The following is a 619-nucleotide window of genomic DNA, read 5'->3' as shown; positions in this document are numbered from 1 at the left end:
TTAACTCCTATTACAACGCAGCGACAGTGGCACGAGCACCGTTATCGATTAGAGATTGGTAAGCACTGCTCACCGCATCAATCACTTGTGGGTTTTGACCAAGCTCTGCAGGGAAGATGGTTTCAACAGCGAGCAACGCAGGCACAACAGAAACGTTCAAGCCGTGCTGGTCGCAAATCTGACGTAGTGTCTCTGCCATTGGATCGCGAACATCAATGTCGTTGCCTTGCTCGTCCACGCCGGATACGTAGCGCATCCAACCTGCAATCGCCGTTGCCAACCATGAGAAGTTAGAGCCTTGAGCAAGGTGGAATCGTAAGCTGCCACCCATGCGTTGTGGGATCTTCTGGCTGCCGTCCATCGCGATTTGCCATGTTTTGTGCTTCAGGCTTGGGTTAGTGAAGCGCTCGATAAGCAGCTTGGCGTAGCCTTCTAAATCGGTGCCTTCTGGCATGGTCAGAGAAGGGGCTTGTGCTTGCATCATCATGTCGAATGCCGCTTTACGGTAGCCTTCATCTGTCATGGTGTCAGAGATGTGCGCGTAACCACCAAGGTAACCTAGGTAGGCTAGGAACGAGTGGCTACCATTTAGCATGCGCAGTTTCATTTCTTCGTAAGG

The 619-nt window shown here is 51.9% G+C and carries 1 pseudogene; it reads right to left on the bottom strand.

What is annotated here, in order from left to right:
- Positions 1–10: 10 nt before the first annotated feature.
- A pseudogene (locus tag R7093_RS26310) lies at positions 11–619 on the bottom strand (fructuronate reductase); the annotation flags it as partial.

It is taken from the genome of Vibrio sp. 1580 (assembly GCF_033340055.1).
This window is presented reverse-complemented; position numbering and strand designations above follow the sequence as displayed.